The organism is Bartonella sp. AD328YNZD (genome assembly GCF_042196425.1).
On sequence record NZ_JBHIQG010000856.1, the window covers coordinates 1 to 552 of the forward strand.

The 552-nt window shown below is 25.2% G+C and carries 1 protein-coding gene; it reads left to right on the plus strand.

Going from position 1 to position 552, the window contains the following annotated elements; translation table 11 throughout:
- Window positions 1-325: 325 nt before the first annotated feature.
- On the plus strand, window positions 326-552 hold a 227-nt coding region (locus tag ACFIO3_RS15430; protein WP_375704819.1), incomplete at its 3' end, for a Rho termination factor N-terminal domain-containing protein.

Genomic DNA, 552 nt, shown 5'->3' on the forward strand with positions numbered 1-552 from the left:
ACAGTTATAAATAAGAATAATCCTTTCTTTAATATAAATTTATTAATATAAATTTCTGTAAAAAATACTTTTGAATAACATTTCATTGATGCTATAATTTTAACTCATATTTTTGTTATTAAAATAATTAAATACTATTTGGATTTTATATTTTTTCAAGTTTTTCATATAATTACTTAATATTACAGGAACAAATTTCATATAAATGGTACTTGCAGATTAAAAAAATTGAGTGTAGGATATTTTTTCTTAAAGAATATTTCACTCATAAATTTCCATAAATTATTTAGAACAATCTTCTCCTTAATTACAAAGAGCATATTTCATGCAAAAAATGAAACTACAAGAACTTAAAAGCAAAAATCCCGTTGAGCTTGTTTCTTTTGCTGAAACATTAGAAGTTGAAAATGCCTCCCTTATGCGCAAACAAGAATTAATGTTTGCTATCTTGAAAAAACTTGCTCTACAAGACGTCGAAATTATAGGAGAAGGTGTTGTCGAAGTTTTACAAGATGGATTTGGATTCTTGCGCTCTGCTGATGCTAATTATCT